The organism is Sporosarcina aquimarina, assembly GCF_023715615.1.
Classification (GTDB): Bacteria; Bacillota; Bacilli; order Bacillales_A; family Planococcaceae; genus Sporosarcina; species Sporosarcina aquimarina_A.
Genome location: NZ_JAMBOM010000002.1, coordinates 319,234 through 333,023 on the forward strand (window position 1 = coordinate 319,234; position 13,790 = coordinate 333,023).

Below are 13,790 nucleotides of genomic sequence, written 5' to 3' on the forward strand. Positions count from 1 at the left end.
GTTAGGGGACCGGTTTTTGGTTCTACCAATAGCTTTTGTAGCGCCATCTTGTAAAAATTATTCTTCTGTGCTTAACGACCGTTTTGAGTTCATGCCTGTCACTCGAGCAATCACACCGAACACCACTATGACAATCAATGTAGGAATTAACCAACCTAGACCATTCTCATACAATGGAAGTACTTTTCCGTAGAACGCTGTAATCGGCTCGATCAGTTTCCCTAACTGTCCCCCTGGCAATGTATCTGCAAGAGCAGCCAACCCATCAAATACACTAATAAGCATAGCTACGATCGTAACCGCCACGTAAACAATACGTGCGTGACCAAAAAGTGGCGAAACAAATGTAAGGAGCATGAGCGTAATCGCAAGTGGATATAAAAATAGTAAAACTGGAACCGAATATGTAATGATGTTATTCAATCCGATATTCGAGACGATGAAACAGAAAACTGTAAATGTGGTGACAATCACTTTGTAAGATAAAGCAGGAATGAGTGTGTGGAAATACTCGCCACATGCGGTCATTAGACCAATACTTGTCGTTAAACACGCAAGTAAAATGACAACACCCAGCAATACAAGTCCGGCTTGTCCGAAATAATGAGTAGCAACAGACGTTAAAACTGCTCCTCCTGAATCCAAGACGCCAAGTGAACTAACACTACTCGCGCCAAGATAAGCGATACCTACATATAAGATTCCTAAGAATCCTGCAGCAACAATTCCCGTCTTAAACGTAGCCGCGACAATCCCTTTTTTAGACTGCACGCCCATTGAGCGGACAATCGTAATGACGATAATTCCGAAGACTAGTGATGCCAAGGCATCCATTGTATTATAGCCTTCCGTAAACCCTTTCCCAAATGCACCGGAAAGGTATGTACTGCTTGGTGTTTGGAATGATCCCATTGGTGAAAATAATGCGACAACTAACAAAACAAGTAACAAGATAATAATCGCTGGCGACAAAATCTTTCCGACCCGATCGGCAATCTTTTGTGGATTCAACGACAGCCAAATGGTAATTCCGAAAAACAATGCAGTAAATATTAGTCTCGGAATCATTGGATCAGCCCCATTCAAGAATGGAGCAATCCCGATATCAAACGCAACAGCTCCTGTTCGTGGTGCTGCGAAAAATGGTCCAATTGTTAAATAGAGCGCCGATGTAAACAAAATAGCATATAGGGGATGAATGCGACTTGCGAGATCCTGCAAGTTGGCACTACCAGAAAAACCGATTGCTAGAATTCCTAGAAAAGGTAATCCAACCCCTGTAATGAGAAATCCGATGACTGCTGGCCAAAAATTTGTACCTGCTTCCTGACCAAGTTGAGCAGGGAAAATCAGATTGCCTGCGCCAAAGAAAAGTGCGAATAACATCGTTCCAATGACGACTAAAGATGAAAACGGTAACTTCCGATCCATATTGAAATACCTCCTAAGCTGACTGAAAAACGTATGCGATATATTGCAGAACCTCATCATAAACCGCGACTCCCAAAAAAGCAAGTCGCGTTAGGAATAAATGAATAAAAATAGATAGATTTGTTAGTGGATATCGATCCGGGTATAACTATGTCCTTCTTTTGTTTTTTCTACCCTCAAAACAGCTGGAAAGGCTTCTTTCAATTCAGAAACGTGAGAGATGACACCAATCATCCTGCCTGCTTTTTGTAAGTTGATAAGTGTATCAATCGCTTTTTGTAGGGATTCTTCATCCAATGAACCAAACCCCTCGTCGATGAACATGGTTTCTACTGAGATCGAGCCTTGGAAACTTTGAATCACATCAGCCATTCCAAGAGCTAGACTAAGAGATGCATTGAATTTCTCTCCACCTGAAAGTGTTTTCACATCACGATTTTGCCCTGTGTACTCATCGTATACGTCTATTCCTAGACCACTTTGGCGGCCTCTACTTTCCTGACGATCACTTCGTAATAACTGGAATTGACCATTAGACAATTCGCTTAACCTTCCATTTGCGGCATGAAGTATCCGTTCTAAGTATTCGGTTTGCAAATATCGCTCAAATGAAAGTTTACGCTCATTATTCCCTCGTACTAAGTCATGAAGTTCAGTCAATCGAGCACACTTTTGTTCCAGTCCGCTCTCGGTACCTATTAACTCCTTAAATTTCAAGTGCAGTTCGGCTGCGTTCTTTTCAAACTCAGACGCACGATGGAAGGCAGTTAGCGCTTGTTCGTAGGCATGCTTGTGCTGCTCAGTACGATCACGAAGTACTGCAAGATCCGCCTTTTGTTTCCCTGCCACAAGTTCCTGCAATTCAGAAATCGCTTGTTTAGTCGTCTCAATTTCAACGTCATACTCATTTATTTTTCGAGTGAGTTCAGCTAGTTGTTCAGATGATAGTTTGCTATTTTGGTACGCTGTCTCATCTTCAAAAACTGATTCCGTAATCGCTGCGTAAAATGACCTTGTCGCTTCTTGCTGCTTAACCGTTGCATCCTCAGTTGATCTTGACATATAGGTAACAGCTGTTTGAGCATTCGAGACCGCTTCCGTTGCGAACTGTCGCTGCTCTCTAGCTTGTTCCCATGACTGTTCAAGCGCCATTTTATGTTTTTCTTCGTTTCTCATTTCCATTTGCAATGCTTGAATTGAGCGGACCTGTTCCGGAACAGACTTCAAGGATTCATCAAGAATTGCTTTTGCTTGTTTAAGTTCTGCACGGGTGACAAAGTCACTTTTTTCTTTTTCTACAATTGCTTGTTCGTCTGCAAATAACTGGTCAGCTGCTTCTTTGTATCGAAGTTTTAAAGTGGATAAATGATCACGATTGGACTTCAATTGACCAAGTTTTTTCTCCATGTGTTGTACGTGTTCTTTACTAATTAGTAACGCATCAGAATTCGGTGTTCCCTCCAATTGCTGTTCAATTCTTGAAACTTCACTACGTTCACTTTCCAAATGCAAATCAGTAGCTCTATATTGTTCGTACGCTTGCGTTGCTGTCTCTTTTTCGTACTCTAATTGTTCTTTAGTTAGCTGAGGCTCATGATGATTCAGTTGAACTGCCGGGTGGTGTGCGCTTCCGCAAACTGGACATGGCATCCCTTCTTCCAAGGTCTCTGCGAGAAGGGCAGCTTGATTTGCTATCCACTGAGTTTCAGTTGCAACTGCTTGGCTACGGGTAGTTTCCATTCGCTCTTTTTTCAGTTGCAAATCAGCTGTCAGTTGCCGAATCGTATTAGTTCGTTCACTATGACGCGTCAGTAAATCAGCCTTGCTGCGTGCATCTGTTAGTTCATCCACTGTTTGTTCGTATCCTTCAGATTCAGACTCGAGTGTCTCTATTTTCAGCTTTAGGCTTTGGACATTGTCAATTTTCGCATGAACCGATGACTTCAACTTCTCAAGTTCTCGTTGTCCGATCTCAACGTGCTTCCGCAACGTGCAAATTTGCTTTTCTTTCTCTTCAATTTGGGTTACGTTTGGTAAAAAGTTTTGAAGGGTAATGAGTCGCTCCGAACTTTTTTGTCGTTCAGATTGTTTTTGCATTTCTTCATTAAAAACAGCTTCCACTTTAACGGCAGCTTCTTTTGCAGATTCTAGCCTCAACGTCGCTTGCTGTAATTCTTTCTGACGATTCTTCATATCATCAGTCGCTTCAACTAACCGTCTTTCACTTGGCTCTAGTTGAACAGCCTGCTCTGCTTTTTGGAGTCGTACTCGATCAGCAGATAGTTCAGTTTCACGTGATGTCAACAGTTGCATTGTGCTTATTTTTCGTTCTAAGTGTTCAAATTGCGTGTTAAGTGCAGTCCCGTTATAGAAAGCTTGCTGAGCTTTTTCATGTTCTTCATATGCACTTCGGTACTGTGCATCGCTTTCATCAGCTGCAGTTTTGTAATGATTACGTTCTTGCTCCAGCCCTTCCATTAAACGTGTTGGATGGATGGAATCGGCCTGAAGTGCTTCAAAAAGGGATGATTCTCGCTTTGGAAGACTCGAAGGCAACTGACGGATAATTTGTTCCATCGAAAGACGTGCTGTGTTCAGCTCACTCATAGCAAAGTCTTTTCTCTTTTTTAAAATCTCCGCCATTTCTCGATAATGTTCAGTTTTAAAAATTTTCCGCAAAATCGTTTCTTTGTTTTCGGTATCAGACGTTAAAAATTTCCGAAACTCACCTTGAGGCAACATCACGATTTGGCTAAATTGCGCTATCGTAAACCCGATAAGTTCTTCAATCTTCTTATTCACTTCGGAAACAATTTGACGATCTACAGCAGGTATTTCTCCTTCGTCTGTTTCTTGAAAAAATTCTGTACGCCCGCTGGTTTCACTCTTATTTCCCTTTTTTGTATAAGGAACTTGGCGAAATACACGATACGCACGATCTTGAATAACAAATTCTAACTCGACTGCAGTCTGCAAATCGTTTTGTGCAAAATCACTTCTCAGTGCCCGGATATCAGTCCGGTCTTCGCCACTAGCCTGTCCATATAAGGCAAAACAAATTGCATCAAATATTGTGGTTTTGCCAGCACCAGTTGCACCTGATACCGCAAATAATCCGTGCTCTTTAAGAATCGTAAAGTCAATTGTTTCTGTTCCCCGGTAAGGGCCAAATGCCGTCATCGTTAATCGTGTCGGTCTCATAATGCTTCTCCCCTCTTATTGAACAGCTCCTGCAATACTTCATCCACAATTGTTTGCGTTTCCTGATCAGGTGCTGCCCCAGTGATTTCCTCATAAAATGCTTGGAATAACGCACAATCATCCAACCGTTCGATATCTGAAACCCGAGATGTCGCTTGTTCAGGAAGTGAACGATTCACTACACGTTCCACATGCATGGCATTCGGAAACACGGAACGGACTTTTTCCATAGGAAATAACACCGGAGCTTCATCCAAAAGTTTTACGAACACATAATCTTCACTAGGTTCCTCTAGCAACAGATCTGCCATAGTGGCTTTAACCGTTCGTATATCTCGATTTTGGATTAAAACCCTCTTTTCAACCTCAATTGCACCTTTTTCGTCCAGATCGATTACTAAAAATCCTTTATGATGATTCTCTTCGGATATTGAATACTTCATTGGCGACCCAGAATAACGGATTTGTTCTGTTCCCGTAAAGTGTGCTTGATGCAAATGTCCTAACGCCGTGTAATGAAAGTGTTTAAACAAATCTGCAGATACATATTCAGCTCCGCCAATCGATAGCGGACGTTCAGAATCACTCGTATTTTCTTCCGGCTCCCCAAGAGGTGTAACGAATGCGTGAGCAATTGCAACATGACGAATGGAAGGATTCAGCTCTCCATATTGCTGAATAACAGTCTCCATCGCACGATGATGGCTGTCAACTCTTTCATCTTTTGACAAGTTGCGGATAACGGATGGATCTGCAAACGGAATCAGATGAAATTGCACGGGGCCAAACTCATCTTCAACTTGTACAGTAGTCCCTCCCCCCTGTTCAGAAGGTTTTCCGACTATATGGAGACCATTCGCTTGCATGAGACGACTTCCAAATTGTAGCCGTGCTGGACTATCATGATTTCCCGCAATCGCAAGAACTGGTGTCTTGTAGTCAACCGTTAACTTCCAAAGCAATTCATCTAACAAACTTACAGCCTCTGCAGGCGGCACGGAGCGGTCATAAAGATCACCAGCTATAATGACGACGTCAGGGTTCTCCTCTTTAACTGCATTGGTAAACTGATTTAACACAAAACGTTGTTCTTCAATGAGCGATACACCTTGCAACACTTTGCCAAGATGCCAATCAGCTGTATGGAATATTTTCATAGTTAGTTCGCCCCTCTTCAATTCATTCTTCCTTTAGTGTAACGGAGAATGAGCGTTCACTCCAACGCAAACAGGACATCTCGTAGGAGATGCCCCTGTCGCGGTAGCATATTATCAATCAAACACTCTACAGAGTCCAGGAACACATTTTTTTGCAAAAATAACAACCACTCAAAATAATCTGGGTTTTTACTCTTTACATGCTATCACACATAGAATATACTATTAAAAGTTGCACATGGGAAACTTAAAGTTGCACTCAGGAAACATATTGATGTATTCTACTAGTAAGAACTCTTTCGAAACACAATGCATAATGTAAAAAAATAAGTAAACCCGCTTTTGCTTTAACAAGGAGAGCCGATATTATACAAAAAGTTGCACATGGGAAACTTTACTTTATCAGTTCAGGAGGAATTGGAATGACAGAATCGATCACTGCGAGTAACATTTCCGTTTCATATTCAGGAAAGCAAGTCGTTAGCAATGTTTCATTTACTTTCGAACCCGGCAGTTTAATCGGGATTTTAGGACCGAATGGAGCGGGTAAATCCACTTTGATGAAAGCAATGCTGGGATTAATAAAGAAAAACAGTGGTGCTACACAAATCGGTTCGGAATCGATTGATAAGGTGCGAAAGCTAATTGCATACGTCCCACAACGTTCAAACATCGATTGGAATTTTCCAATTGTTGTAAAAGATACAGTGCTCCTCGGTACGTATCCAAAGCTTGGATTATTTCACCGACCTAGCAAAGCGGATAAAGCTTGGGCTATGGAATGTCTAAAACAAGTAGGTATGCAAGATTTTGCTGATCGTCAAATCGGTGAATTGTCAGGAGGTCAACAACAGAGGGTTTTTCTAGCGAGAGCTCTGGCACAAAAAGCAGATTACTTCTTCCTGGATGAACCATTCGTTGGAATTGACGTTTCAAGTGAAGAAGTGATCATCGGTATTTTAAGAAAGCTCAAAGATGCAGGTAAGACCGTGCTAGTCGTACACCACGACTTATCTAAGGTGAAAAGTTATTTTGATGACTTGATTTTGATGAATAACGTATTAATCGATGCAGGGCCGGTTGAGCAAGTATTCCGTGAAAAGAACATGACACGTGCTTATGAACGACCGATGACAATGTTTGATGATTTGGAGGTTCAAATGTAATGGAATTTTTTCATGATCTGATGAACTATGCATTTTTGCAAAAAGCATTTATCACTTCCGTAATGGTAGGGATTATTTGCGGTGCGATTGGCAGCTTCATTGTGTTAAGAGGAATGGCACTAATGGGAGATGCGATTTCTCACGCAGTCCTACCAGGTGTGGCGATTTCCTACATGCTCAGCATCAACTACTTCTATGGAGCGGTGTTAACCGGTGTCCTCACAGCATTTAGTATAGGCGCGATCAGTCAGAAAAGTCGCATTAAAAGTGACTCCGCAATCGGAATCGTCTTCTCTGCATTCTTCGCACTCGGAATCATTTTAATCACAAAAGCCCGTAGTGCCACCGACTTGACCCAAATCCTATTCGGTAATGTATTGTCCGTCAGAGATTCCGATATGTGGATCACGCTTGTCATCGGCGCTATCGTAATCGTAACGGTCGCACTGTTTTTCAAAGAGCTTCTCATTTCCAGTTTCGATGAAACAATGGCGGCTGCATATGGCCTAAATACAAGATTCATCCACTATGCGATCATGTTTTTACTGACGCTTGTAACAGTTGCATCCTTGCAAACGGTCGGTGTAATTCTTGTTGTTTCGATGCTCATCACACCAGCGTCAGCAGCATACTTGTTAACAAACCGACTTTCTACGATGGTAGTGCTTGCATCTTTCTTCGGTGCATTATCAGCAGTCATCGGCTTGTATTTCAGTTTCTTGTATAACATGCCATCAGGACCGGTGATTGCACTAGCAACAACGTCTATATTCGTGTTAGCGTTCCTATTTTCACCGCAACAAGGTTTGGTCACTCAGATGTTCAAGTCCCGTGGAAAACAAGACGCTGCAGCATAACACAGCACCGAGTTCCCCCGGTTCCAATAGCTAAATTATTATTTTTACAGAAGGAGAAGATTTTGCTTATGAAGAAATTTGTAACTTGGATAGGATTGTCTGTAATGGCAGTCTTCGTACTCGCAGCATGCAGTAGCGACAAAAATACTGAATCTGCACCTGACGGAAAAGAAAAACTGAAAGTCGTAACCTCATTTACAATCATTGCAGACATGGCTCGCCAAATTGGCGGTGATTATATCGATGTCCATAACTTGGTACCTTCGGGAACGGATCCCCACGAATATGAGCCTCTCCCGAATGACATTAAAGCAGCTACAGATGCTGACGTTTTGTTCTATAATGGACTGAATTTAGAAGGCGGTGACAAAGGTTGGTTCAAGAAGATGACAGACTCAGTTCACCAGAAAGATGAAAACATCTTCAACCTGACAGAAAAGGTGACACCTAAATACCTAACTGACGAAGACGGACGTGAAGAAGAAATCAACCCTCACGCCTTTATCGACCCCGCTGTAGGTGTCCTCATGGCAGAAAAAATCACTGAAGTACTAATTGAAAAACACCCGACAGACAGAGAGAAAATCAAAAAGAGTGGCGAAGAGTACGTAAATCGCTTGAAAGAACTCGACAAAGAATATGAAGAGCGGATAAATGACATCCCTGAAGAAAACCGCACGCTTGTTACAAGTGAACGTGCTTTCCAGTATATGAATGACCACTACGGCCTAAAAGAAGCTTACATCTGGGAGATTGACACTGAAGAAAATGGTTCTCCGAAACAAATTAAAGACTTGGTTCACTTCATCCAAGAACATAAAGTTCCTGTATTATTTGTAGAGTCTAACGTGGATACGCGTCCAATGGAGACGGTTTCTAAGGAAACTGGAGTACCCATGGCAGAGAAGTCCATCTTTTCCGATGAAATCGGCGATCCAGGTGAAGCAATCGATACGTACGTGAAATACTTGAACTACAACATTGATCTAATTCACGATGAACTCAGCAAGAAACGATAACCCTACATGAAAAGACGGAGTACGCACTTAAGCAGTGTACTCCGTCTTTTTTTGTTGGATAACAATAACCTTTGGAATGAATTGAATTGAATTGCATAAAATGATGCATCGAAGAAAGGATGATGTTTTGAAAAATGTTCCTGTACTTATTACAACACGCCAATTACCGAATCCTTCACCTTCCATCTCCATTGTATATCCAGAAGTCCATCTCCCTCAACTTCCTGTCGTACAACATAGTCTCAACACGCAAATCCGGAATGAGTTAAACCAACTACTCATTGACCAAAATTACTATGACCCGAATCTTGTTGAACTCATCGTATATTTCGAGATTAAAACAAACGAACGAAACTTTTTGAGCCTGACACTCATTGCTTATTCCTTTACAGGCGGCGCACATGGAATGACTGTCGTTAAAGCGTTGACGTTTGATACTCAAACAGGTAAAAGGTATTCCCTCTATGATCTATTAGGTCCTCAAGATTTTGAAAAGACTTTATCGGATCGGATTCGCAAAAAGATTGAGGAATGGGATATAGATTTACTCGACCCACCGTTCGCTGAAATCAGAAGAGACCAAGACTTTTACTTAGCGGATACGTCACTCGTTATCTATTTCCAATTATATGAAATCACACCGTACGTATGGGGATTCCCTTACTTCCCAATTGCTTTGAAAGACATTGAGAAGCTCATACCAGTTGCAAGCCCATTGCAACGCTTTATCCCTTTCTTATAATGGAATCTAGTTTCGTTTTTTACGAATGATCCAATATAGGATAAACAGAAAAACAATCGAACCTAAAATACTTGGTATGATCCATCTAGGATGGCCATCCGCGAAAGAGCTTGGTTCTGCTTGGGTAAACTCCTTCTTCCCGACACCAAGTTCTTTTAAATCTTCCTTTGCGTTCGCCTCGGCCGTTGTTCTAGTACATATGTCGCTTGTCAGAAAACCATCATCTCTTCCCTCGCTCCGATCTGTTCCGTAAAACAGATAGCTTTCCCCACTCACGATTGGAAGTCCACAATCTCCATCGTTAAAACCCGTGTAGATCTTGATTGTTTTAGTATCTACCCCTTTCCAGGCTTCCCGTACATCGATTGTCGCTTCTCTTTGAATACCCACGTCCGTAATTTCTGTAATCGTGCCTAAAAACACAGCATCTGACTGTTCTTTAGCTTCTGAAACAGAAGGAAGTTCCTTACACGAACACGCACGTGCCTCTCTTTCTAGAGGCATTGACCAAACAAGCAAGAATACAGTGAGCAATATTCCAATTCTTTTCACACTCTCCGCCTCCCTATTTTAAAGAATCAGACGGCAACCGTATCAATTCGTTACAGATTATCTGAAATTGATTTATCGGAAAATGTGGCGTACTGTTAGTGTAGATATTCGTTGGAAAGGAAGAGAGTTATGAAACGGACACTTGTCATTAGTGACATCCATGGCGAACTGGGTATGCTCACTGCATTATTAGAAAAGGCCAACTACAATTCTAAAACAGATCGACTATTTTTACTTGGAGATTACATAGATAGAGGACCTGATTCAAAAGCAACGCTTGATAAAGTCATAGAGTTGGTCGAAGGAGGCGCAGTTGCTCTCAAAGGAAATCACGAGGATATGATGGTCAAATCTCTGATTGATGGCAATGAGCGCATTTGGAGAAATTGGACTGGTCGAAATGGTGGAGATGCAACATTGCAAAGTTATGGATTCAAACCGGAATCCTTTTTGTTTTCGGAAGAAGAAGAATTCCAAAAACCTCATCTTCACTCGGATCACCTCAATCGTCACTTAGAGTTCGTCCGTAATCTTCCTTACTATATTGAAGAAGAAGAGACAATCTTCATACATGCTGGGGTGAAGCCTGGAGTATCGTTGGAAGAAACGGATCCACATGAACTAATCTGGATACGAGATGAATTCCATGCTAATTATAAGGGGCCAAAGACAGTAATTTTTGGACATACACCGACAAAGGGGCTTCGTAATGATGAGAGCGATAATAGCATCTACTACGGGTCAAATTCCATTATCGGAATAGATGGTGGTGCTGTATTTGGTGGACAATTAAACTGTTTAGTCCTTCCTGAAAAGAAAGAAGTCTTTGTTTTTGCAAAAAAATAAAACAAGCAGTCGAGTCAAAAAAATGACTCGTCTGCTTGTTTTTTTATGGATTGAACATGCTGTCCTCAGCTCTTGTTCGTCTGTTTTTCTTTTCGTCGTTCTTTTTTCTTCTTATACTCGGCTTCTATTCGTTCAAAGCATCGTACATCTCTCGGTCTTACTGTAATCGGTTCTTTCTTCAGCATTTTAACCATAGAAAATACCATGATTATTAAAAATACACCGAATGGCAATGCAGATACTAAGGAGGCCGACTGGAGGGCTTCAAGACCACCTGCATACAGGAGAACTGCACCAATTGCCGCCATGAGCACGCCCCACGTCAACTTTACTGCTAGAGGTGGTAACAGGCTCCCCTTCGTCGTCATGCTTGCTAAAATGTACGTCGCCGAATCAGCAGATGTGACCAAGAATGTGAATATTAAAATGATAGCCAAGAACGTTAAGACTCCCGTGAAGGGCATATGTTGGAACGTTGCGAATAGAGCAGATGTCACGTCTTGGTCGACTGCTTCAGCAATGTTTGTCCCATTTTTCAAATCACTATATAGCGCTGTTCCGCCAAGAGTTGCCACCCACATACATGCAAATACAGGAGGGATGATCATAACTCCGACTATGAATTCTCGAATCGTTCTTCCTTTCGAAACACGAGCTACAAAAGCTCCGACAAATGGTGACCAGGCAATCGTCCATGCCCAGTAAAAAATCGTCCATTTCTGAACCCATGTCCCTTCACCATAGGGCTGCAAACGCAAACTATATTGGATGAAATTCGTAATATAATCCCCGATTGCTAACGTAAAACTGTCCAATATGAATACCTTTGGACCGACGACAAAGAAAAAGGCGAGTAATGTGATCGCGAGTCCTAAGTTGAAATTCCCTAAATATCGAATTCCTTTCTCTAACCCTGTTGACGCAGAAATCATATAGGCTACGAAAACAACTGCAATGATTAAAAATTGAACGAGGTATGTATTATTGATGTCGAATGCATACTCCAGTCCTCCACTCATTTGAAGAACACCGAGGCCCAATGAAGTCGCAATCCCCATCACCGTTGCAATGACCGCTAACGAGTCAATACCCCCCATCAAATACTTGTTTGAACCTACTACAGGTTCCAATGCGGTTGAAATAAGTCCATCTTTCTTCTTTCTAAACTGTAAAAATGCAATAACCATACCAACTAAGCCAAAAATAGCCCACTGAGAGATTCCCCAATGGAAGAATGAATACCCCATTGCAACACGTGCCGCCTCTTCCGTACCAGGCTCCACCCCTGAAACAGGTGCATTAATATAATGGCTCATTGGCTCAGCAACACCATAAAAGACAAGTCCCACACCAAAACCAGCTGAAAACAACATACCGATCCATGTAAAGAATGGAAAATCCGGTCGTTCATCATCTCCACCTAAACGGATGGCTCCATATTTACTAATGGCTAGTCCAATTAGAAACACGATCAATACAAATACAACAAGCAAGTAGAACCAGCCGAAACTTCTCGTGGTAAATTCATATAACTGATCTGCTACAACTCCAAACTTTTCGTTCATGACCGCACCAAGTACTACTAAGATGAAAATGACAGATGCGGATATTACAAACACTGGATTCTTCCAAATCTTCTTCTCCACCGGCAACGACTCCTATTTCTCTAGTTACTACCCCAATACCCTCATTTTTGTATGTATAACATGGAAATTGTAATGATCTAATTCGATATGTTTCAGTCTTGTCTAAATTCATATCAATACGGATACAATTTGTATGAAAAGGAAGTGATCACATGACAACCGCTGATGAAAATGCGTTATCTCTTTACATTCCCATCATTCTACTGTTAGCAGTTATTGAAATCGTATTAGGCGCTTATGAGAGCTCAGATGGAATATGGAGCAAAAAGTTAGCTGCAGGAAAATTGCTGCTTAACATGGCTTGGACAAGTACATTATTTCCCTTGCTATTGGACATTCACCTATTCACTTTTATGATTGAGTCCTTGTATGAAGGTCGAAAGGATGTTGCCTTTCCTTTAAGTGGTGATGGCTTAATGTGGTTTTCCTATTTCCTCGTATTCCTTTTGTTCCTTGTAAATACTATAGATGTTTATCAAAGTTTCCGTACGGCAGAAAATTCTTTTCATGATAAGGAAGTTTCATAATCTACTGACTATTTCTTTTGACGGAACTACTTTTGGTTTCCATGAAACAATGGCACTAATCGTTAAACCGACGCTACAGACTGTAATTAGAGAGAGGACGAGCGAAACAGTTGGGACAGATAGGCTACCAACCGTAACGATAATGATGTCAAACAACATGATAATTAGACCCGAATTCGTTCGCAATCCTTTCGCTATGAGCTGAGCAAGTAAGTCGGTTCCACCGATACTAATACCACGGCGCAACATGATTCCTGTACCGATTCCAATAAGGATTCCTCCTGTTGCACTACTGAGAACCGGCCCTAATTGAATGGCTACATCGCTCTCTTTAACTGGTGCAAGAAGGTCGATGATAAGAGCCGAAATCAACATGCCGTGGATACCGTTATAGAAAAATGGTCTGTACACAAACCAAGTCAGCATGAAAATAGGAATACTTATTAGTAGGAACGTCAGCCCTACTTTCGTTCCCGTAATATAATGCACTATGAGACTAATCCCAAGAGCCCCACCCTCCATCAACCCCTGAGGGATTAGAAATAAGTTTAAGCCTATACCTATAAAAATACTTCCTACAAGTAATGCAATTATCTTTCTAGCGGTTTCCATCTCCACTCACCACCTCATTGTGTTCTGTTACAAC

The 13,790-nt window shown here is 41.6% G+C and carries 12 protein-coding genes; 6 read left to right on the plus strand and 6 right to left on the minus strand.

Annotated features, from left to right (window positions below):
• Window positions 1–57: 57 nt before the first annotated feature.
• The 3 genes from brnQ to M3197_RS08585 form a co-directional block, all read right to left on the minus strand.
• Window positions 58–1,431, minus strand: a complete 1,374-nt coding sequence (brnQ, locus tag M3197_RS08575) for a branched-chain amino acid transport system II carrier protein (protein ID WP_251660690.1) — start codon at window positions 1,429–1,431, stop codon at window positions 58–60.
• A gap of 123 nt (window positions 1,432–1,554) precedes the next feature.
• On the minus strand, window positions 1,555–4,632 hold the full coding sequence (locus M3197_RS08580) for an AAA family ATPase (RefSeq protein ID WP_251660692.1): 3,078 nt from the start codon (window positions 4,630–4,632) through the stop codon (window positions 1,555–1,557).
• Entirely contained in the window at window positions 4,629–5,789 is a 1,161-nt protein-coding gene (locus M3197_RS08585) for an exonuclease SbcCD subunit D (RefSeq protein WP_251660694.1), read from the minus strand. Before M3197_RS08585 ends, M3197_RS08580 begins: the two co-directional genes overlap by 4 nt.
• 422 nt (window positions 5,790–6,211) lie before the next feature.
• Here M3197_RS08585 and M3197_RS08590 point away from each other — a divergent pair, with 422 nt between their 5' ends.
• The 4 genes from M3197_RS08590 to M3197_RS08605 all read left to right on the plus strand — a co-directional run bounded on the left by M3197_RS08590 (window position 6,212) and on the right by M3197_RS08605 (window position 9,573).
• Window positions 6,212–6,955: a metal ABC transporter ATP-binding protein gene (locus M3197_RS08590; RefSeq protein ID WP_251660697.1), complete on the plus strand. Its 744-nt coding sequence runs from the start codon at window positions 6,212–6,214 to the stop codon at window positions 6,953–6,955.
• Window positions 6,955–7,812 (plus strand): metal ABC transporter permease, encoded by an 858-nt coding sequence (locus tag M3197_RS08595; protein ID WP_251660698.1) that lies wholly within the window; start codon window positions 6,955–6,957, stop codon window positions 7,810–7,812. The genes M3197_RS08590 and M3197_RS08595 overlap by 1 nt, the downstream gene beginning before the upstream one ends.
• A gap of 68 nt (window positions 7,813–7,880) precedes the next feature.
• Window positions 7,881–8,831 carry a metal ABC transporter solute-binding protein, Zn/Mn family gene (locus M3197_RS08600; RefSeq protein WP_251660700.1) on the plus strand — a complete coding sequence of 317 codons (951 nt, stop codon included), beginning with the start codon at window positions 7,881–7,883 and terminating at the stop codon, window positions 8,829–8,831.
• A 103-nt stretch (window positions 8,832–8,934) separates the two neighbouring features.
• Entirely contained in the window at window positions 8,935–9,573 is a 639-nt protein-coding gene (locus M3197_RS08605; RefSeq protein WP_251660703.1) for a DUF3298 and DUF4163 domain-containing protein, read from the plus strand.
• Window positions 9,574–9,579: 6 nt separating this feature from the next.
• Here M3197_RS08605 and M3197_RS08610 read toward each other — a convergent pair whose 3' ends face one another.
• The gene (locus M3197_RS08610; RefSeq protein ID WP_251660705.1) at window positions 9,580–10,125 is read right to left on the minus strand and encodes a hypothetical protein; all 546 of its coding nucleotides are present in this window, start codon (window positions 10,123–10,125) and stop codon (window positions 9,580–9,582) included.
• Between the two features lie 129 nt (window positions 10,126–10,254).
• On the opposite strand from M3197_RS08610, the gene M3197_RS08615 reads away from it, so the two are divergent.
• The gene (locus M3197_RS08615) at window positions 10,255–10,971 is read left to right on the plus strand and encodes a metallophosphoesterase family protein (protein ID WP_251660707.1); all 717 of its coding nucleotides are present in this window, start codon (window positions 10,255–10,257) and stop codon (window positions 10,969–10,971) included.
• A gap of 65 nt (window positions 10,972–11,036) precedes the next feature.
• On the opposite strand, the gene M3197_RS08620 is transcribed toward M3197_RS08615, so the two are convergent.
• Window positions 11,037–12,617: a BCCT family transporter gene (locus M3197_RS08620; protein WP_251660709.1), complete on the minus strand. Its 1,581-nt coding sequence runs from the start codon at window positions 12,615–12,617 to the stop codon at window positions 11,037–11,039.
• Between the two features lie 152 nt (window positions 12,618–12,769).
• Between M3197_RS08620 and M3197_RS08625 the strand changes: the two genes are divergently transcribed.
• On the plus strand, window positions 12,770–13,144 hold the full coding sequence (locus tag M3197_RS08625) for a hypothetical protein (protein ID WP_251660711.1): 375 nt from the start codon (window positions 12,770–12,772) through the stop codon (window positions 13,142–13,144).
• Here M3197_RS08625 and M3197_RS08630 read toward each other — a convergent pair.
• Window positions 13,139–13,756: a YitT family protein gene (locus M3197_RS08630; protein WP_251660713.1), complete on the minus strand. Its 618-nt coding sequence runs from the start codon at window positions 13,754–13,756 to the stop codon at window positions 13,139–13,141. The genes M3197_RS08625 and M3197_RS08630 overlap by 6 nt on opposite strands.
• Window positions 13,757–13,790: the final 34 nt, after the last annotated feature.

Bases quoted from the DNA above. Each gene is read 5' to 3' on its own strand.
- M3197_RS08590 (WP_251660697.1), top strand. From the start codon at position 6,212: ATGACAGAATCGATCACTGCGAGTAACATTTCCGTTTCATATTCAGGA.
- M3197_RS08630 (WP_251660713.1), bottom strand. From the start codon at position 13,756: ATGGAAACCGCTAGAAAGATAATTGCATTACTTGTAGGAAGTATTTTT.
- M3197_RS08595 (WP_251660698.1), top strand. From the start codon at position 6,955: ATGGAATTTTTTCATGATCTGATGAACTATGCATTTTTGCAAAAAGCA.
- M3197_RS08585 (WP_251660694.1), bottom strand. From the start codon at position 5,789: ATGAAAATATTCCATACAGCTGATTGGCATCTTGGCAAAGTGTTGCAA.
- M3197_RS08580 (WP_251660692.1), bottom strand. From the start codon at position 4,632: ATGAGACCGACACGATTAACGATGACGGCATTTGGCCCTTACCGGGGA.
- M3197_RS08600 (WP_251660700.1), top strand. From the start codon at position 7,881: ATGAAGAAATTTGTAACTTGGATAGGATTGTCTGTAATGGCAGTCTTC.
- brnQ (WP_251660690.1), bottom strand. From the start codon at position 1,431: ATGGATCGGAAGTTACCGTTTTCATCTTTAGTCGTCATTGGAACGATG.
- M3197_RS08615 (WP_251660707.1), top strand. From the start codon at position 10,255: ATGAAACGGACACTTGTCATTAGTGACATCCATGGCGAACTGGGTATG.
- M3197_RS08625 (WP_251660711.1), top strand. From the start codon at position 12,770: ATGACAACCGCTGATGAAAATGCGTTATCTCTTTACATTCCCATCATT.
- M3197_RS08605 (WP_251660703.1), top strand. From the start codon at position 8,935: ATGCATCGAAGAAAGGATGATGTTTTGAAAAATGTTCCTGTACTTATT.